Source organism: uncultured Sutterella sp., from assembly GCF_937923675.1.
GTDB lineage: Bacteria > Pseudomonadota > Gammaproteobacteria > Burkholderiales > Burkholderiaceae_F > Sutterella.
Map to the genome: position 1 here is coordinate 40,992 of NZ_CALDXB010000044.1, position 18,902 is coordinate 59,893.

Consider the following 18,902-nt stretch of genomic DNA (forward strand, 5'->3'; position numbering starts at 1 on the left):
GCCGATCTCCTTTCCCCGAAGCGGGCCATCCGGAGGAAGCCCGCTAAAATTTCCCTGAGCCTCTCACTTTCCCACTCTTTGGTTCCAACCATGAAAGCCCTGCGAATTGCCTTTGTCCTCGTTCTCATTGCACTCCTGGCGGGAGCCGCCTGGTGGCTGAGGAACCATGAGGACAAGGCCCCGCTCACGCGCGCATGGGGGAACGTCGATACGCGTCAGATTTCGCTCGCCTTTGAGGCATCTGGCCGCATTCTGGAGCTTGGCCCTCAGGAGGGAGCTCCGGTGAAGGCGGGAGAGATCATCGGGAAGCTCGATACCGAAGCCCTCAGAATTGAGCGCGACCGGGCTCAGGCAGAGCTTGAGCGCGCCGAAGCGCAGGCCTCTCTCTCGCGCGAAGGCTACCGGGCCGAGGACATCGAGGCGCAGCGCGCGCAAACGCTCGCCCTCCAGTCCCGTCTCGAGCTCGCCCGCCGCACCTACGTCCGCCAGAAGGAACTCGCCCGGGCGAACGTCTCGAGCCGGCAGAACCTCGATGATGCGGAGATGTCCCTCGAAGCCGCCCGCCGCGAACTGAAGGCTTCCGAAGCGCAGCTCCATGCGCTTGAATCCGGACTTCGCCCGCAGGAAGTCGCCTCGGCTGAAGCGGCGGCAAAGTCCGCCCGCGCCGCCGTCGCCTCGCTCGATTATCAGATTGAGAAGGCCTCCGTCCTCAAAGCCCCGGCAGAGGGCATCATCCGCACGCGTCTGGCTGAGCCCGGCGACATGGCGTCTCCCTCGAGAACGATCTATCAGCTCTCCATCGTTTCGCCCAAGTGGATCCGGACGTACGTCACGGAAAATCAGCTCGGCCTAGTTAAGGAAGGCGCTCAAGCCCTCATTTCCACCGACACGATCGGGTCCGTCAATGCGCGCGTGAGCTGGATCTCGAGCACCGCGGAGTTCACGCCCAAAACGGTGCAGACGGCGGAACTGCGCACCGCGCTCGTTTACGAAGTCCGTCTTGAAGCGGCCGATCCGGAGAACCGCCTGCGCCTCGGCCAGCCCGTCACGGTCGACTTCATTCCCGGGAAATGAAGCAGAGGATGACTGACGCCCGTTCACTTCCCGTCGAAATCAGGAACCTCAGAAAAACCTTCCGGGGTCCTGACGGGAACCCTTTTGCCGCCGTCGACAATCTCTCAGTCGTTTTGCCTGAGCCCGGCGCCATCGTGAGCCTCATCGGCCCGGACGGCGCAGGAAAGACGACGCTTCTGAGGCTCCTTGCCGGAATCCTCACGCCGGACGACGGCGAGATTTCGCTTTTCGGCAAAAAGCCCGACACCGATGATCCGGACTTCGTCGCCATGCTCGGCTTCATGCCGCAGCGCTTCGGGCTCTACGAAGAGCTTTCCGTCTGGGAAAACTTCCGGATTTTCGGGGCCCTCCGCGGCATCCGCGGAAAAGCGCTCGAGGCGCGGTTTCGGGACCTCATGACGCTCTCGGGGCTCAGGGGCTTCGAATCCCGCGAGGCCGGAAAGCTCTCGGGCGGCATGAAGCAGAAGCTCGGGCTCTCGTGCTCGCTTCTCGCGGAACCGAAGCTCCTCCTTCTCGACGAACCGACCGTGGGCGTTGATCCCCTCTCGCGCCGCGAACTCTGGCGCATTCTCCGGGACATGCGGGACCGCACCGGAATGACGGTGCTCGTCTCCACGGCGTATCTCGATGAGGCGGAGGCCGCCGACCGCACGATCCTCATTTCGTCTGGGCGCCTCATCGCGGAGGGCGACCCGAAGGCGCTCGCGCGGGAAACTCAGGGCCGGACCTGGCTCGCACGGGCCGGAGACGAACGCCAAACACTCCCGCTCGCCCGAACGCTCATGCGGGAAGTCCGGGCTGCGGACCCCAGAGCCCCCTGGCTTGATGCCGTCCCGCACGGCGACGCCGTCAACCTGCTTGCTCCGGAAGACGCCGTTGATGCGCCCCGGGCACTCCCGGACGACGCACCGCTCTCTTCCAGAACGCCCGCCCTCGAAGACGCCTACTGCGCGCTCACCTTCCCGATTGCCGCCAAAACCGACGCGCTCCGGATTCTCCCGCCCGCCTATTCGGTTGAGGAGCCGGACGCGGTAGTCGCGAGAAACATCTCCCGCCGGTTCGGGAGCTTCACGGCGGTCGAGGACACGAGCTTTTCCGTGAAGAAGGGCGAGATCTTCGGGCTCCTCGGCCCCAACGGGGCCGGGAAGACCACGACCTTCCGCATGCTCTGCGGGCTTCTGCCGGCCTCGGGCGGCACCATTTCCGTCGCGGGCTGCGACCTGAGGACGGCAAGGAGCGCTGCTCGCGCCAAGGTAGGCTACGTCGCGCAGAAGTTTTCGCTCTACGCGCAGCTCTCCGCCCGTCAGAATCTGGAATATTTCGGCGCCTGCTTCGGCGTCGCCGGCCGGACGCTTGAAGACCGGATCGAGGAGCTCACGGCGGGAAGCGACCTCTGCAGCCGGCTCGAGTCCATCACGCGGGAGCTCCCTCTCGGAGCGAAGCGCGAACTCGCGCTCGCCTGTGCCCTGATTCACCGCCCGGCCATTCTTTTCCTCGATGAGGCAACGTCAGGCGCCGACATCGCCGCCCGGCGCGCCTTCTGGCGGCGGATCGTCGGCCTCGCGGAAGCGGGCACCACCGTCATCGTCACGACGCACTTTCTGGAAGAAGCCGAATACTGCGACCGCTTTCTCATTCAGGATGCGGGCCGGGTGCTTACGCTCGGAACCCCATCGGAAGTCCGGAAGGAAACCGGGGCATCGAGCATTGAGGAAGCCTTCATCTCCATCGTAACCCGGGCGCGCAAGAACCGCGTCAACTCGGAGATTCAGTCATGACGCATGCGCAAGGCTTTTCCCCGGTGCGGTTCATGACGCTTCTCATGAAGGAATTCAGGCAGATGGTCTGCGACCCGGCGACCATCTTTCTCGGCACCATCCTCCCCGTCATTCTGATTCTTCTTTTCGGCTGGGGCCTCTCGATGGACCTCACCCGGGTCCCTGCGGCCGTCGTCGAAGGCGAAGCGACGCCCCTCGCGCGGGCGCTCACTCAGGAATTCGTCGGGAGCCGTTACTTCGACATCACGACGCTCAGAAACAGAACGGAAGCCGAGGCGCTCCTTTCCGCGCGCCGGATCGAGGCGATCATCGACATTCCGCAGGGTTTTGAGCGCGACGTTTCCCGCGGGAACGGCACGATCGGCCTCACGATCCACGGCGTCGATGCGAGCGCCGCAACGATCATCCGCACCTACGCCAAGGCTGCGGTCGCGCTTCTTCAGGAAAAGATTGCGCTCCGCGAGGACGGCGCCGCCATGACGGGCGTGAGCGGCACGGGTTCAGCAGGCGGCGTCATGATGCTTTCTCGCTCCTGGTTCAACGAAGCCAATACCTCCGCCTGGTACCTCGTTCCCGGCCTCTCCATCGTCGTCCTTACGCTGTCGGCGAGCTTCCTCGGAAGCATCGTCATCGCCCGCGAATGGGAGCGGGGAACGATGGAGACGCTCTCGATCACCCCCGCGACCTCTCTTGAGATCGTGCTCTCGAAGTTCCTCGCGAACTACGCCCTGATTACCGTTGGAAGCCTTCTCACCTTCCTCACGGCCGTCTTCATTTTCGATGCCCCCGTGCGCGGGAGTCTCTTTCTCCTCGCGCTCACGATGCTCTTTTACACCGCCTGGGCCGTGAGCTTCGGACTTTTCCTCTCCGCCTTTCTGAAGAGTCAGTTCGTCGCGATCCAGCTCGCCGTGATCGGAAGCTACCTCCCGTCTCTCATTCTCTCCGGGTATCTCTTCGACCTTCGGAGCGTCCCCGCCTTTATTTCGGCGGTCGGCCACATGATGCCCCCCACCTACGCAATCGAGTCCGTGAAGATTCTCTATCTCTCGGGAGGGCCCGAGCACATCGTGCTCTCAAACCTCGCCGTCCTCGCCGCCTGGGTGGTCCTCTTCCTTGCCCTCGCGCTCGCCGCGACCAGGAAGCGCCTTGACTGACGGATGGAGAAGCCCGAAATGTCCAGCACTTCCTTCCGCGCCTTCCTTGCCGGGCTCAGAGCCTCGCTTCTGAGGCTCCGCGCGCTCGCCCGCAAGGAGCTCATCACGCTCCTGCGCGACCCCGGAATGCGCCGGATCCTCGTCGTTCCCATCATTGCGCAGTCGATTCTCTTCGGCTACGGCGCGACCTTCAATCTCGAGGAAGCACCCTACGTCATTTACGACGCGTCGCAAAGCCCGGCGAGCGAACGCGTGATCCGGAAAATTGAAGCGAACCGCATCTTCGTGCGCGCGGGGTCCCCGCAGTCCTACGAGGCTTTCGAGAAGGCCGTGAACGACGGCGACGCGCTGATCGGCCTCTATTTCCCCGACGACTTCGCGAAGAAGCTCGCCCGGGACGAACCCGCGGAAATCTTCGTCGCCGCCGACGCGCGAAACACCACCACCGCCAATGTGGCGACGGGCTACGTCTCGGCGATCATCGAGTCCATCGCCCGCGAGGACGGCACCGCGGGCCCCGTCGAGGTGCGCGAACGCTACCGCTACAACGAAAACGGCATTACCCGCTACAACATCATGACGGGCCTCATTCTCGGTCTTGCCATGATTCAGGTGATGCTCCTCGCCGGGCTTTCGATCTCGCGCGAGCGCGAGGAAGGGTCCTTCGACATGATGCTGATGACGCCGCTCTCGCCCGTGGAAATCTTCATCGGCAAGGCCGCCGCCCCCATTCTCATCGGGATCTTCCAGAGCTTTCTGATTTTCGCCGTCTGCCGCTGGTGGTTCGAGATCCCCTTTGCCGGGTCGCTTCCGCTCCTCTTCTTCGTGGTGGCGCTCTTCTCAACGAGCATCGTGGGGCTTGCGCTTGCGATCTCCGCCTGGGCGAAGACCCTGCAGCAGTCGGTGGTCCTCTCCTTCATTCTGCTTCTTCCCTCGCTCGTCCTCTCGGGCCTCATGACGCCGGTAGCGGCGATGCCCGAATGGATGCAGACCCTCACCATCCTCAACCCCGTCCGCTACGGGATCCTCACGATCCGCATGATCTACTTTGAGAATGCCGGGATGAACGACATCCTCCCCTACCTCTGGCCGCTCGCCGTGATTTCGGCCGTTACCATCCCGGGCGCCGCCTGGCTCTTCAGAAACAAGGTCGTCTGAAGTTTTTTAGGTCCAAAAGAGAAAAAGCCGCAACGCCCTTAATGAGGCTGCGGCTTTTCCTATTTTCTTATCGTCCCGGGTAGCCGGAAGCGGATTCCGTGACGATGTCGCCCTTCAGAAGCTTTCAGGCGGAAAAGGCGGCGGAGGAAGCTCCTGCTTTTTCAACCCTCACTGCGCACACCTTGTATTCCGGCGTGGAGCAGATGTTGTCGAGCGCGGCCTTCGTGAGCCAGTTGCAGTTGCCGTCCTGGAAGTGGAAGGGCATCCAGGTCTCGCCCGCATTGGTCTTCCCGGAGACGTGCGCCACCGATTCGATCCTGCCGCGGCGGGAGCTCACGACGACGCGGTCGCCGTCGGCAATGCCGAGGTTCGCCGCATCCTTCGTGTTGATTTCAATGAAGGAGTGGCCCGAGATCTCGTTGATGCCCTCGGTCTTGTCCGTCATCGCGCAGGCGTTGTAGTGGTAGAGCACGCGCCCCGTCGTCAACATGAGCGGATAGTCGGCGTCGGGGAGTTCGCTCGATTCGCGGTAGGCCGCGGTCGAATAGCGGCCAAGCCCGCGCGTGAACTTCCCGACATGGAGGATGGGCGTTCCCGGATGGTCCTTCCCGGTGCAGGGCCACTGCAGACCCTGACCGTTCACCTCGGGACTGTCGAGACGCGCGTGGCTGATGCCCGCGAAGGACGGCGTCACCGAGGCGATTTCGTCCATGATCTCTGCAGGCGTCAGGCGCGGCTGCGGATATCCCATGCGGTTCATGATGTCCGTGAAGATGTCCGTGTCGGCCCGGGTGCCTTCGATCGTCACCGCACGGCGAATGCGCTGCACGCGGCGCTCGGTGTTGCTGAAGGTGCCCTCTTTTTCCGCATAGCTTCTGCCAGGCAGCACGACGTCGGCGTACTTCGCCGTTTCCGTGAGGAAGAGGTCGTCCACCACGAGGAAGTCGAGGTTCTTGAGCGCCTTGATGACGTGATGCGTGTCGGGGTCCGTGCGCACCGGATCCTCGCCGAAGATGAAAAGGCCCTTCACGGCGCCTTCAATCATCTTCGGGAAGCAGTCCGTGGCGTAAAGGCCCTTGAAGCGCGGAAGCTCCGTGCCCCAGGCCTTTTCGAACTTCTCGACGATGCCGGGCTGAGCAATCTTCTGGTAGCCCGTCATGTCGCCCGGGGACGCGCCCATGTCGCAGGCGCCCTGAACGTTGTTCTGGCCGCGAAGCGGGTTGATGCCGCAGCCCGGACGCCCGTACTTCCCCGTCACCATGGCCATGTTGGAGAGCGCCATCACGCCTTCGGTGCCGGACGAATGTTCGGTGACGCCGAGGCAGTAGACGATCGCCGCGCGCTTCGCTTCGCCGTACATGCGCGCCGCCGCGATCAGGTCGCGCGGGTCGATGCGGCAGATTTCTGCGACGCGCTCGGGCGTATAGGCCTCGACCATCGCCTTCAGGTCCTCAAAACCTTCGGTGCGCGTGCGGATGAATTCCTGATCAATGAGGCCGTCATGAATAAGCTGACGGACGATGCCGTTCGCGAAGGCGACGTTCGTGCCCGGACGGAGCTTCAGATGAATCTGCGCAGACTGAGCGAGCCCGATGTCGCGGGGATCCACCACGATGAGCTTCAGGCCCCGGCGGATTGCCGCGCGGAGCTGCATGCCGATCACCGGATGCGCTTCCTCGGGGTTCGAGCCCACAAGCACCACAACCTCGGCGTTTTCGCAGATGTCCGAAATCGGATTCGTCATGGCGCCCGAGCCGAGCGTTCTCTGAAGGCCCGCCACGGAGGGACCGTGGCAGACGCGCGCGCAGTTGTCGACGTTGTTGGTCTTGAAGACCGTGCGCGCCATCTTCTGGAGCATGTAGATGTCTTCGTTCGCGGAACGCGCGCAGGCAAAGGCTGCGAGCGCTTCCCCCCCGAACTTGTCGCGGAGTTCCGTGAACTTCTTCGCGACGAGATCAAGCGCCTCGTCCCAGGAAGCGGGTTCAAGCTCGCCCGTGACGGAGGAGCGGATGAGGGGCGTCGTCAAACGGCGGTCCGACTGCACGAAGTCGAAGCTTGCCGAACGTCCCTTCACGCAGAGGAGTCCGTGGTTCGAGGGACCGTCCGCCGCTTCCGTATCGACGATGCGGCCGTCCTTCACGATCAGATCGTACTGGCAACCCGTCGCGCAGTGCGGACACGTCGTGCGGACCTTCTTGATTTCCCACGAGCGGTAGGCGCGGCGGCGCTTCATCGTGATGGCGCCCGTCGGGCAGGCCGCGGCGCAGGTGCCGCAGGATTCGCAGTTCGTGCTCTTCCAGTCCCTGCCGAAGGGCGCGAGGATCGTCGTGCGAAGGCCCGCCTTGCCGGAGACCAGGGTGTGGTTCCCGGCAGCGTTGTTGCACGCGCCCACGCAGCGCTGGCAGCGGATGCAGAGCGACGGATTGAAGGCGATGAAGGGGTTGCTGTCGAGGATTTCGCCCGATGCCGGCGTAATTTTGAAGGGCGACGTTTCGACGCCGAGTTCGCGGCAGCGGTCCTGAAGCTCGCAGCTTCCGTTCTTCGTGCAGCTGAAGCAGTACTGGGTGCTGTTCAAGCCGTGCTCGGCGATGATGAGCTGAAGCGCCGTGCGGCGAGCCCGATCGATCGCTTCAGAACGGGTCTTCACGACCATGCCGGGGTGCGCGAGCGTATTGCAGGAGGAGACGAGCCCGCTCACGCCTTCGACCTCCACCACGCAGAGGCGGCAGGAGCCGATATTGCTCACGTTCTTCAGGTAGCAGAGGGTCGGGATGTGAATGCCGGCGGAACGCGCCGCATCAAGAAGCGTTGCGCCCTCTTCGACCGCGATCGTGCGGCCGTCCATCGTAATCTCAAACATACTGAATCCTCCCGCCCACGGCAGCACCCGCGCCGAAGCAGTCGCAGCGCAGGCAGCGGCTGCATTCCTGAACGGCTTCTTCCCTGCTCATCCCGAGCTCGACGTCCCTGAAGTCGCGCTTGCGGAACTTCACCGGACGCTCATTGATGTTGACGCGCCCCATCGGGGTGCGGTTGTTGGCCTTCGGAGCCGGCGCCGTGACGCCGCAGTCGAGAATGTGGTGGTAGCCGAGCATCTCGTCGATGTTGCGCGCAGCGGCCTTGCCGGCGCCCACGGCGCGGATGACGGTGGTCGGTCCGCTCTGGCAGTCTCCGCCCGCGTAGACGTTGGGGAGACCCGGAACCTGAAGGAACTCGTCCGTAACGAAGGCGCCCCATTTGACAGGCATGCCGAATTCCTCAAAGGGCTTCGTGACGACGTCCTGACCGACGGCGGCAATGATGAGGTCGGCTTCGAGGCGTTCCGTTTCCTTGTCGGCTTTGGCGACCCCCGGACGACCGCGCGAGTATGCGCCGATCTTCTGGGGCTGCATGATGAGCGCCCTGCAGCATCCGTTTTCGTCGGCTTCAACGGAAACCGGGGCTTCGAGCGTCAGCATTTCGACGCCTTCGGCGATCGCCGCGTGAATTTCTTCCTTCAATGCCGTCATGTCGTCGATGCGGCGGCGGTAGACGAGATTCACTTCGTCCGCGCCCGCGCGCACGGCCGTGCGCACGCAGTCCATCGCAACGTTGCCGCCGCCGATCACGGCGATCTTCTTCCCGCGGTAGTCGGGATAGACGTCGTCGCCGATCGCGCGGAGCATTTCAACCGCCGAGATGACGCCCTTAGAATCCATGCCGGGGAGCTTCAGGCCCTTCGCCGCATGCGCGCCGATCGCCACATAGACCGCGTCGCACTCCTTCGAGAGAGTCTTCATCTCCTCCGTGCCGATCGAGGCGTTCGTGACGACTTCAATGTCGCCCGCCGAAAGAATGGCGCGGATGTCCTCGTCGAGGCGCTCGCGCGGGAAGCGGTAGGCGGGGATGCCGTAGCGCATCATGCCGCCCAGCTTGTCGCGGGCTTCAAAGACCTTCACCTTGTGGCCCATGAGGGCGAGATAGTAGGCGCAGGTGAGCCCGGAGGGGCCGGCCCCGATCACGGCGATGGTACGGCCCGTGGGAGGGAGCGCCTTCGGGACCGGAACCGTGTCGGCAGCAGCGCCGTCGACTGCATACTTCTTGATGCCGCGGATGTTGATGGGCGCATCAATGAGGGTCCTGCGGCAGCGCTTTTCGCAGGGATGTTCGCAAACAAACCCGCAGGCCGTCGGGAACGGATTGTCCTTGCGGATCAGCGCGACGGCTTCGGCAAAACGCCCTTCGCCCGCGAGCGCAATGTAGCCCGGCACATCCACGTGCGCGGGGCAGAAAGTTTCGCAGGGAACGGACTGGGAAATCCCCTTCTGGCACGCATGCGCCTCGATGTGGCTCCGGAATTCGTCGGAGAAGCGCTCGATGCCGTCGAGCACCGCCTGAGCGGCGTCCCAGCCGATCGCGCAGTCGGAGCCGTCGCGGATCACTTCGGCGAGCGACTTAAGCGCCTCGAGGTCGTCGGGCTCCGCCTTGCAGGAGGCGATGCGGCGAAGGATTTCCGCGAGCTGCGGCAATCCGTCGCGGCAGGGCACGCACTTGCCGCAGGTCTGAAGGAGCGAGGCGTCGAGTTGACTGAGGAGCAGCGTTACGGCGCACTGCCCCGGAGGCGTGGCTTCAATGCGGCGCATGAAACCCTGCATGGTCTCCTCATTGCGCGCATCAGTCACGGCTGGCGGACGGACGGATAGACGTGTCATTTTCTTTTTCTTGGCGTTTTGCTCTCCGCATGCGGGCTGAGGACTTCTCTCACGAAGTCATCGCCAGTACGGGAAGCATTGGTGGGTCTTGATTATTGGTGTTATCCCTAGCGATTTCATGTCCGCTGATTCTAGCGTTTTCCCTTCCGCTACTGAAGAGGTATTCAAGACTCTGCGCGCGATCATTTGAAAAAAATCCCCGGCGCGCCGCGGAAATTTACATTTCATTTTCATCCGCATTTCGTTTACAGATATCGCCTGAGCCTCAGGGATCTGCAAAGTTTTTCATGGGCTGAAGGACTGCCTGATTCAGCATTAATGCGTCACAAACAGACGCTAATTAAATGTACCGCAATTGGCGGAGCTTACTGATTGGATAGGTCCTGCCTTATCGGCACGGTAGAAATTTCGCAATAGCGTGAGCGGCATCGGGGCGGTACTGATCTGCCCGGCTCGACCGCCTGCCTGAGACCCGCCGCATCGAAGAGGAGGACACTCTGGAGGCCGGGCTTGAGTTACCGGGATTCAGAGGAGCGCCGCCATATAGTAGGGAAAGAATTGAACGCCATCCTCTATTTTCGTTTCGCCATGATGGAGAACGATCGGCGCATCAATATGCTTCCCATAGATTTCCTTGAAGCGAAGCAGCGACTTGATGGATGACGACGACGAAGACTTCACTTCGATCGGAACGATTTTTTTACCCTTCCGGATCAAAAAATCAATTTCAATTTCCGTCTTCCTCGTCTTCTCATTCCGGCGAGCATAGAAGAACGGCCGATGCCCGTTCGCCTTGAGGCACTGAGCGACGATGTTTTCAAGAAGCATGCCTTCATTGACGCCGAGCTGATCCTTGAGAATCGCCTTATAGAGATCATTCTCAAGAAACGGCCGGTCGGAAAAGGCGAGCGACACGAGAAGCCCGGTATCCATCATGTAGCACTTGAAGCCCGGATCCGAAATGCTCAATTGAAATGCCGCACTCGGGTCATCCACCTTGCTCGCGATGTTGACGATCATCGCCTCATCGAGCCAGCGGATTGGCCCGCGATACTCCCGCATGCGCGCCTGACCGTCGATATGCGAAAGAACATAGCGCTTGTCGTGCTGCGAGAGCTCCGAAGGAATCCGGTCGAAGAAATTAGTCACATAGAGAGAACTCTCTTCGTTCTGCTCCTGCATGTCGTTCTTGTAGAGCGTCAGGATCTGCTGCTTCACGAAATCGGCCGCGGCGTAATCTTTGCCCTGCAGGAAGGCGGTAACAACCTGCGGCATGCCGCCCACGAGCATGTACTCCCGGAACGACTTCAGAATGACCTGATGAAGCGCTCCCATGGGCTTTCTTTTCCCGAAATAATCCCTGAGGACCGGAAAAGTCATCCGGTCGTCCTGCGCCCAAAGGAATTCCTCAAAATCCATCGGCAGAACTTCGAGCGTGTATTCCTCCGAAGGGATAAGAATATCCTTGCTTTTCTTGGTAATTCCCGCTAAAGACCCCGTCTCAAGATAATCGTAGCGCCCGTCTTCCAGGAGCGTCTTCAATGCCTGCCGCGCCGGTGGAAAGAGCTGAATTTCATCGAGGATGATGAGCGACTTCCCGGGAAAAAGCTGCGTGCGGTATTCGAGCTGCAGCTGCATGAAAAACGTATCGAGATCGCGCAGGCTCTCGACGAAGAGATTTCTGATCGAGGCGTCGGCATTATCGAAACGGATGAGGATGTAAGAGTCGTACGCTTCCCGCCCGAGCTTTTCCGCGAGCGTCGTTTTCCCAACGCGCCGAGCGCCCTTGAGAAAAAGCGCGTACTTTGGCGCGAACGCTTCCTTCCAGCGAAGCATCTCCGAATAGATTTTTCTCTCAAACATCCGTTCCACCTGTCCTGAGGAAAGTACCTGTCTCAAGCGCTAACGTTGACTGCAGAACATCGACAATTAATATCCTGAAATATCAATTAACTCACGTTTGCGCCATATTTTTTATGCTATTTTTCCACAATTGCGCCACCATTTTACAGGCCATTTTCCACAATTGCGCACACTTTGCTCGTCAGGAAAGCGGAAGCCGCATCTCGCCAACTCATGCGGCTGCTGGTCTGGAAAAGCTGAGGCCTCGTCAGCCTTCACGATTTTCAGCGGCCTTGCGGGCGAACCCAGCTATGAGCTCAATCATCCGCGGCATTTCGAGCTCACGCGAAATGAGATGGATCCCGTACCGGAAGCCTGATTCCGGAAGCGCCTCGACTTGCATGCGACTCCTTGCCGCCGGGTGCTGGAGGAAGACGGAGGAAACGACGATGTCCCTGTAACGGAAGGTGCAACTACGGCTTTTTCCAAACATCAAATTCATCGATGTTACGATTTTGATATCACAGTTCAAGCTTTCTGAGGCTTCTGCCCATGCGCAATCTCCCGCTCGGCATTTCCGATTTTTCGACCATCCGCAACCCGGCCCGCAACTATATATATGTCGACAAGACGGCGCAGATTGCAGAGATGGTGCGGATGTTTCCTGCGGTCTTCATCGCCCGTCCGCGCCGTTTCGGGAAGTCCCTCCTCTCCTCAACGCTTCGAGATCTTTTCGGCAAGGGCATCGAATGCTTTGAAGGTCTGGACATTGCTAAGACCTGGACAGACACCACGTATAAAGTCGTGAGTCTGGATTTCTCTGCCGTCAGGGATGTCGAGACGCTGGAGGATTTTTTACTCGCCTTCGATCTGCACCTTCAGGGACGTCTGCGCGCCGCAGGAATCGAAACCTCGCCAGATGTGTCGCGCTTCCCGCTTGAGCGCTGGGAGACAGCGCTATTGACGTTGCCGAACAGCTCGCTCGTGCTTCTCATCGACGAATACGATGCGCCGCTCACCGAATGTCTGCATTTGCCGAAACGGTTCGAGCAGTATCGCAGAGTCATCGCATCCTTCTTTGCAAGAACAAAGTCGCTCTCCGGGGCCCTTCGGTTCTTATGCGTCACCGGTGTCATGAAGTTCAAGCAAAACGTGCTGACTCCGAGCTTCAATGCCTTGACGGATCTGTCAATGATGCCTCAGTACGGATCTCTTCTCGGCTTCACGGAAGATGAACTCCGGGCATATTTTTCACCCTGGCTCGAGCGGGCATCCGACCTCTGCGGCATGTCACACGACCAACTCATTAGTCGAATGCGCCGCGAGTACGGCGGATTCTCATTCGATGAAAGGGCTTCAACTCATGTCTTTGCACCCTGGTCGATTTTGCGGTTCCTTACTTATCCGCAAAACGGCTTCCAGCACTATTGGTTCGATCCCTGCGGCACGACTGCGATTGTTCGCAACTTCCTAAAAGTTCGGGGCCTGTTGGATCCTGCGCATTACGACGAGCCGGTGGAAGAGGATCTTGCAGCCATATCCGGTGCCGATCATATTCTGGAGCTCCAGCCAACCTCTGTCCTTGTTCATACGGGCTATCTGACCATCAAAAAGGCAACCGGCGACGGTGCCGTCATGCTCGGCTATCCGAACGAAGAGGTGCGGGAGGCGATGGGTCAACTGCTTTGCACGTCCTTCTGGCCGGCCGTGAATGCTCGTACTACCTTGAGCAATGCGTTCTTCGAAGCAATCGACTCGAAGGACAGCCATCAGGTGATGCTGGCTCTGAATGCCATCGTGCACCAGCTTGACTACAAGGATTTCTCCCTGACGAGCGAATGCGCCGTTCGCCAGCTGATTCACATTTTCTGCCTGGGTGCCGGTGTGAACGCCAAGATCGAGCTGCACTCTCCTCGCGGCCGGAGCGATCTGGAGTTTTCGCGGAAAAAGTTCGATGTTGTCTTCGAGTTCAAGCACGTCAAAAAAGCGGCGCAGGCGCCTGACGCCCTCGCCCAGGCGCTTGAGCAGATTCAGACGCGCAACTACGGCGCTCAATTGCCAGGGCATGAACTGCTCCGTTTCGGCATTGTCTTTGCCGAAGACGAGCGCAAGTTCTGCGAGATTGGGCAAGCCTGACGAAGCGATGGCGTCGGACAGGTTGAAGCCGGCCGACATTCTTCCGATTGATGATTTGCCTGGCTGGACTTCTCCTGTCCGTTGCTCTGTTCGTGTCTGCTCTTACCCGCCGGGCCTTTCGAAAAGACCTTGGGAAAGCACACCGGAGCATTCCAGAAGATCACTTAATCATCCTCTCCTCCTGTCTATAGGAGAGCCTGAGCACCAGTCGCCAGAGTCTACTGCCAAACACCATCCATTAATATCCTTAAATATCAACTATTTCACATTTGCGCCAGAATTCCTCATTAGACCAAGCGGGATCAGCGCTTCTCCGCCGTCCGCCAACGGAGGCGACCGCCAGCATAATCACAGGTGAAGCCTCGTCAGCCTTCACGATTTTCCGCGGCCTTGCGGGCGAAACCGGCTATGCGCTCAATCATCTGCGGCATTTCGCGCTCACGCGAAATGAGATAGATCCCGTGCCGGAAGCCTGATTCCGGAAGCGCCTCGACATGCACGCGGCTCCTTGCTTCCGGATGCTGGAGAAAGACGGATGAAACAACAATGCCCCAGCCGACGCCTTTTTCAACGAGGGAAAGCATAGTAGCGTTGTTGTCGACTTCAATCCTCTGGGGGAACTCGAACCCGAGCGTGCTCATAAAGCTTTCGTTGAGTCTGCCGCCCCCGCCCTCGCGAACGAAGCGGATGAAGGGAAGTCCGCAGAATCTCAGGTCGTTCCAGGACCAGCCGTCTGCATGCTTCTGCGCCATGGATTCCGGCATGACGATTACCGCCTCGTCTTCAAAAATGAGCGTTCTCGAAACGCCCTGAACCTCCGCAAAGGAGCCTGTCACGAAAGCGCAGTCGATTTCTCTTCTGGCGAGACTTTCAAGGAGTTGCGGCGAAGTGCCGGTGAGCGCGGTAATGCCGGAAGCATAGGGAAGGAGTTCCCGGATGAGTTCAGGAAGAAGCCAGTTGGTGAGGAGATCAATGGCGCCGATTCTCAGGAGCGGCTTGATGTAGGAGCGCTGCTGGAGCTCCCGTGCGGCCGCCTGAAGCCGCTCCCTGCACTCGAGCGCCTCGCGGCGCAGAACAATCGCCTCCTCGGTGAGCGCCATAGGTCTTCGCGTGCGGTCAAAGAGCTCCATGCCGAGAGAGCGCTCAAGCTTCTGAATCTGCTTCGTGACGGCGGATTGCGTGAGTCCGAGCTTCGCCGCAGCTGCCGAAAAGCCGCCTTCATCAGCGGCCGCAAGAAAGATTTCGATTTCGCGCGAATAGAGCGCAAAGGGAAGATTTTCCATAACCCAACTCCGGCAATACCCGGATGCTTTATTCCTCATGGGAATACTTTACAGGAGCTACGGCAATAACATTTGTGTGGGGAAAGGTCGTCTTGAAAAAATAAGCCTCACTACCCAATCCATCCTCGAGGAGCGCAGTCATGTCTTTTTCCATCATTGCCGAAGCGCTTGATCTGCTCGACGACCCGCAGGCGAACGGCGCCCGGACGGCCGGGTTTCTGAAGAAATACGGAGCAGAGAACATCACTCTCCAAACCTGCCGCGGCGAAAAAGGCAGCACCGACTTCATCCGCGTCCTGATTCCGGGAAAAAACGGCAAATCCTCGGGCGGCAAAGCGCCGACTCTCGGCGTTGTCGGACGCCTCGGCGGAATCGGCGCCCGTCCGGACCGTCTCGGCTTCACCTCTGACGGCGACGGCGCGCTATCGGCCGTCGCTATTGCGGCAAAGCTTGCCCGCATGCATTCGCTCGGCGACATCCTCGAGGGCGACGTCATCGTGACGACCCACATTTGCCCGAATGCGCCGACGCGCCCTCATGATCCCGTGCCGTTCATGGATTCTCCCGTCACAAGTGCTGAATGCAATGCGCATGAGGTTGATCCTGCCATGGACGCCGTCATCTCCATCGATACGACAAAAGGAAACCGCATCGTCAACCACCGCGGCATTGCCATTACGCCCACCGTGCGAGACGGCTGGATTCTGCGCGTGAGCGAGGATTTCCTTTCGATTCTCGAAATCACTACTGGAAAGCTCCCTGTTGTGCTCCCGCTGACGCAGCAGGACATCACGCCCTACGGGAACGGCATCTATCACCTCAATTCCATTCTGCAGCCGAGCGTTGCCACCCGCGCGCCCGTGATCGGTCTCGCCATCACTGCGGTGAGCCAGGTGCCGGGCTGCGCCACGGGCGCCACGCACCTTGAAGACATCTCCGACGCCGTGAGCTTTACGCTGGAAGCAGCCAAAGCCTACGTCTCCGGGAAAGCAGAGTTCTGCGATGAAGCGGAATTCGTGCGGCTTCAGAGCCTCTACGGTTCGATGTCCCATCTGCGCACTTTTGGAGAAGAAAAATGACATGGACCATCTGGATGGCCGCGATCGTCACGCTCATCACGATCGCCGCACTACTCAAACGCATTGAAACAAGGCTCGTGCTCTTCACCTCCGGCCTTGTCATGGCGCTTTTATCCGGCGCTCCTCAAGTCGCGCTCAAGGCCTTCATTGCGAACATGACGAACGGAAGCCTCATCACCGCGATCTGTTCGTCGCTCGGCTTCGCCGCCGTCATTGCCATCACGCGATGCGACGTGCATTTCGTGTCGCTCATGGTGAAGCCGCTCGGGAAGCTCGGACTTTTCCTCCTTCCCTTCTGCATGCTCATTGCTTCCTGCGTAGCCGTGGCGATCCCGTCGGCTGCCGGATGCGCGGCGGCGCTCGGGCCCACCATGATTCCGCTCATGGTCCGGGCAGGATTCAAGCCCGCCATTGCAGGCGCCGCCATCATCGGCTCCATCATTCCGTCGGCCATGAGCCCGGGATCGAGTCACAACGTCTGGGTTGCCAAAATCGCAAACATCGACGTAATGACGCTCATCGTTGAGTTTGCGCCGAAGATTCTCATCGTCTGCGGCCTCAACATCCTGTTGGTCACCCTGATGATCTTCGTCTTCCGCGACTACCGCAAGCCCGATCCGAATGAAAGCGCGGAAGTTTTCGAAGTCGCTTCGGATGCACGGGGCGAACTGCCGGAAAAGCCCAACGTCCTCTTTGCCATCGCGCCGATTCTTCCGATTGTAGTGCTCCTCCTCGGCGCCACCGTCGTTCCGGCGCTCAAGATGAGCGTCGCTGAGGCCATGATCTGGGGCTCCATCTACACGCTCCTCATCACGCGATCCAACCCTGAGGCGGTGACAAAGGAATTCTTCTCCGGCATGGGCAAGGGCTACGCCAACATCATGGGCATCATCATCGCCGCCGGATGCTTTGCGGGCGGTCTGCGCGCAGCCGGCGTCATCGACGCGCTCATTGAAACGCTCAAGAATTCGCGCGAAATTGCGAGCTACGCCGCCAACTTCGGTCCCTTCCTGATGGGCGTCCTCACAGGGTCGGGCGACGCCGCCGGACACGCCTTCAACCAGGCCGTCACGCCCTACGCCGCGGAATTCGGCATGCGGATTGAACCGCTCGGCATCGTCGCCGCACTATCGGGCGCACTCGGCCGCATGTGCTCGCCGATTGCCGGCGCGACGCTCGTGATCGCCGGCATGACCCGTCTTTCTCCGCTTGAGATCAGCAAGCGCATGGCGATCCCGATGATCATCAACGTCATTCTTCTCGGCTTCATCTTTGAACTCTGAGGTAATCCGCCATGGACCTGAACAAAATCATTCTTTCCGACGAAGCCCGGCAGGAACTCGTGAATGACCGCCGCTGGCTTCATGCACACCCCGAGGAAGGCTGGTGCGAATTTGAAACGACGTGGTTCATCGTGAAGCGTCTGCGCTCGCTCGGACTCGAGGTTCTCGCGGGGGTCGACGTTATAGAGCCCGATGCGGTAATGGGACGCAATGACGCACTCGTTCTTGCGGCTCAGCAGCGGGCGCTCGAACATGGAGTCCCAAAAGAATTCCTTGAGTCGCTCGGCGGCTATACCGGCGCCATGGCGATTCTTCAGACCGGCCGGCCGGGCCCCGTCACGGCGCTTCGCTTTGATATCGATGCCCTGCCGATCGAAGAAACCGACGATCCTCAGCACGAAGCCAATCTGGGGCATTACCGCTCTCAAAACCCCGGGTTCTCCCACGCCTGCGGCCATGACGGGCATGCTGCCATCGGACTTTCGCTCTGCCGGTGGCTCTCAGAAAACCGGGACCGGCTCAAAGGCACCGTCAAAATCCTTTTTCAGCCCGCCGAGGAAGGCGTTCGCGGCGCAGCAGCAATGGCCGCCAGAAGCATTGTCGACGACGTCGATTGGTTTGCGGGCGGCCACATCGGCTGTTCCGCGAAGCTTGGCGACGTAGGCGTCTCTCATTCCGGCTACCTTGCAACGACGAAATTTGATCTCGAATTCTTCGGCCAGTCTGCCGCAGCAGGATCGCCCGAAAAGGGACGAAGCGCACTCATGTGCGCAGCCGCCGCCTGCCTCTCGCTCGGAAGTCTTCCGGGACACAGCCAGGGCATCACGCGCGTGCAGATCGGGAAATTCATCTCAGGCACCGGCCGCAACATCATCGCCGACCATGCATACATGCAGCTCGAGGTTCGGGGCGAAACCACAGAGGTCAACGACTACATGGCAAAGAATGTCGAACAGACCGTCAAGGGCCTCGCCCTCGCCTACGGCGTCGACTATAAGCTCACCCGCATGGGCGAAGCCGTGACCTACCGGGGCGATGAAGAAGCGGTCGCCCTCCTTAAGGACGCGGCGCGCAAGGTGCCGGGCGTTCAATCCGTCGTCGACATGAATGCAAAGATCGGAAGCGAGGACTGCACGATGCTCATACGCCGGGTTCAGGAGCATGGCGGGAAAGCCGCCTTCTGCTACTACGGGTGCAACCACCACGGCCACCATCGCCCGGACTTCTCCATTCAGGATGAGACGTCGCTCCCGATCGGCTGGGGAACCTTTGCGCGCTTCATCGCAGAACTCAACTCGCAGGATTAAGGCCAACATCTCTCCTGCGCGGACTCCCGCTGATTATCTGCCTTCAGCGGGAGTCTCTTCATTATTAAGGGGACTTCCATAAAATAAATGCCTGTAAATTCTGAAAATTTCAGAGTT

At 60.3% G+C, this 18,902-nt stretch carries 12 protein-coding genes; 8 read left to right on the plus strand and 4 right to left on the minus strand.

The genetic code is table 11. From position 1 onward, the window contains the following. Positions 1 to 90: 90 nt before the first annotated feature. Genes Q0106_RS05445 through Q0106_RS05460 form a run of 4 tightly spaced genes read left to right on the plus strand, consistent with a single transcriptional unit; the run spans position 91 to position 5,164 of the window. Positions 91 to 1,074, plus strand: a complete 984-nt coding sequence (locus tag Q0106_RS05445) for an HlyD family efflux transporter periplasmic adaptor subunit (protein ID WP_297609952.1) — start codon at positions 91 to 93, stop codon at positions 1,072 to 1,074. 8 nt (positions 1,075 to 1,082) lie between these two features. Continuing rightward, positions 1,083 to 2,852 carry an ATP-binding cassette domain-containing protein gene (locus tag Q0106_RS05450; RefSeq protein ID WP_297609955.1) on the plus strand — a complete coding sequence of 590 codons (1,770 nt, stop codon included), beginning with the start codon at positions 1,083 to 1,085 and terminating at the stop codon, positions 2,850 to 2,852. Next, entirely contained in the window at positions 2,849 to 4,006 is a 1,158-nt protein-coding gene (locus tag Q0106_RS05455; RefSeq protein ID WP_297609958.1) for an ABC transporter permease, read from the plus strand. The genes Q0106_RS05450 and Q0106_RS05455 overlap by 4 nt, the downstream gene beginning before the upstream one ends. Before the next feature lie 18 nt (positions 4,007 to 4,024). Further along, positions 4,025 to 5,164 carry an ABC transporter permease gene (locus tag Q0106_RS05460; protein ID WP_297609961.1) on the plus strand — a complete coding sequence of 380 codons (1,140 nt, stop codon included), beginning with the start codon at positions 4,025 to 4,027 and terminating at the stop codon, positions 5,162 to 5,164. Between the two features lie 124 nt (positions 5,165 to 5,288). On the opposite strand, the gene fdhF is transcribed toward Q0106_RS05460, so the two are convergent. The 3 genes from fdhF to Q0106_RS05475 form a co-directional block, all read right to left on the minus strand. Then, positions 5,289 to 8,024: a formate dehydrogenase subunit alpha gene (fdhF, locus tag Q0106_RS05465; RefSeq protein WP_297609966.1), complete on the minus strand. Its 2,736-nt coding sequence runs from the start codon at positions 8,022 to 8,024 to the stop codon at positions 5,289 to 5,291. Beyond that, positions 8,017 to 9,855 (minus strand): NAD(P)-binding protein, encoded by a 1,839-nt coding sequence (locus tag Q0106_RS05470; RefSeq protein ID WP_297609969.1) that lies wholly within the window; start codon positions 9,853 to 9,855, stop codon positions 8,017 to 8,019. Before Q0106_RS05470 ends, fdhF begins: the two co-directional genes overlap by 8 nt. A gap of 525 nt (positions 9,856 to 10,380) precedes the next feature. Continuing rightward, positions 10,381 to 11,718 carry an AAA family ATPase gene (locus tag Q0106_RS05475; RefSeq protein ID WP_297609972.1) on the minus strand — a complete coding sequence of 446 codons (1,338 nt, stop codon included), beginning with the start codon at positions 11,716 to 11,718 and terminating at the stop codon, positions 10,381 to 10,383. A 531-nt stretch (positions 11,719 to 12,249) separates the two neighbouring features. Here Q0106_RS05475 and Q0106_RS05480 point away from each other — a divergent pair. Next, entirely contained in the window at positions 12,250 to 13,833 is a 1,584-nt protein-coding gene (locus Q0106_RS05480) for an AAA family ATPase (protein WP_297609975.1), read from the plus strand. Between the two features lie 365 nt (positions 13,834 to 14,198). On the opposite strand, the gene Q0106_RS05485 is transcribed toward Q0106_RS05480, so the two are convergent. Continuing rightward, positions 14,199 to 15,116 carry a LysR family transcriptional regulator gene (locus Q0106_RS05485; RefSeq protein ID WP_297609978.1) on the minus strand — a complete coding sequence of 306 codons (918 nt, stop codon included), beginning with the start codon at positions 15,114 to 15,116 and terminating at the stop codon, positions 14,199 to 14,201. Positions 15,117 to 15,256: 140 nt separating this feature from the next. Here Q0106_RS05485 and Q0106_RS05490 point away from each other — a divergent pair, with 140 nt between their 5' ends. The 3 genes from Q0106_RS05490 to Q0106_RS05500 are packed head-to-tail and all read left to right on the plus strand — an operon-like array spanning position 15,257 to position 18,785. Next, the gene (locus Q0106_RS05490; RefSeq protein WP_297609981.1) at positions 15,257 to 16,195 is read left to right on the plus strand and encodes a DUF1177 domain-containing protein; all 939 of its coding nucleotides are present in this window, start codon (positions 15,257 to 15,259) and stop codon (positions 16,193 to 16,195) included. Next, positions 16,192 to 17,478 carry a C4-dicarboxylate transporter DcuC gene (gene dcuC / locus Q0106_RS05495; protein WP_297609984.1) on the plus strand — a complete coding sequence of 429 codons (1,287 nt, stop codon included), beginning with the start codon at positions 16,192 to 16,194 and terminating at the stop codon, positions 17,476 to 17,478. The genes Q0106_RS05490 and dcuC overlap by 4 nt, the downstream gene beginning before the upstream one ends. Positions 17,479 to 17,489: 11 nt before the next feature. Continuing rightward, on the plus strand, positions 17,490 to 18,785 hold the full coding sequence (locus Q0106_RS05500; protein ID WP_297609987.1) for an amidohydrolase: 1,296 nt from the start codon (positions 17,490 to 17,492) through the stop codon (positions 18,783 to 18,785). Positions 18,786 to 18,902: the final 117 nt, after the last annotated feature.

Bases quoted from the DNA above. Each gene is read 5' to 3' on its own strand.
- Q0106_RS05445 (WP_297609952.1), top strand. From the start codon at position 91: ATGAAAGCCCTGCGAATTGCCTTTGTCCTCGTTCTCATTGCACTCCTG.
- Q0106_RS05470 (WP_297609969.1), bottom strand. From the start codon at position 9,855: ATGACACGTCTATCCGTCCGTCCGCCAGCCGTGACTGATGCGCGCAAT.
- Q0106_RS05500 (WP_297609987.1), top strand. From the start codon at position 17,490: ATGGACCTGAACAAAATCATTCTTTCCGACGAAGCCCGGCAGGAACTC.
- Q0106_RS05455 (WP_297609958.1), top strand. From the start codon at position 2,849: ATGACGCATGCGCAAGGCTTTTCCCCGGTGCGGTTCATGACGCTTCTC.
- dcuC (WP_297609984.1), top strand. From the start codon at position 16,192: ATGACATGGACCATCTGGATGGCCGCGATCGTCACGCTCATCACGATC.
- fdhF (WP_297609966.1), bottom strand. From the start codon at position 8,024: ATGTTTGAGATTACGATGGACGGCCGCACGATCGCGGTCGAAGAGGGC.
- Q0106_RS05450 (WP_297609955.1), top strand. From the start codon at position 1,083: ATGACTGACGCCCGTTCACTTCCCGTCGAAATCAGGAACCTCAGAAAA.
- Q0106_RS05475 (WP_297609972.1), bottom strand. From the start codon at position 11,718: ATGTTTGAGAGAAAAATCTATTCGGAGATGCTTCGCTGGAAGGAAGCG.
- Q0106_RS05480 (WP_297609975.1), top strand. From the start codon at position 12,250: ATGCGCAATCTCCCGCTCGGCATTTCCGATTTTTCGACCATCCGCAAC.
- Q0106_RS05490 (WP_297609981.1), top strand. From the start codon at position 15,257: ATGTCTTTTTCCATCATTGCCGAAGCGCTTGATCTGCTCGACGACCCG.
- Q0106_RS05485 (WP_297609978.1), bottom strand. From the start codon at position 15,116: ATGGAAAATCTTCCCTTTGCGCTCTATTCGCGCGAAATCGAAATCTTT.
- Q0106_RS05460 (WP_297609961.1), top strand. From the start codon at position 4,025: ATGTCCAGCACTTCCTTCCGCGCCTTCCTTGCCGGGCTCAGAGCCTCG.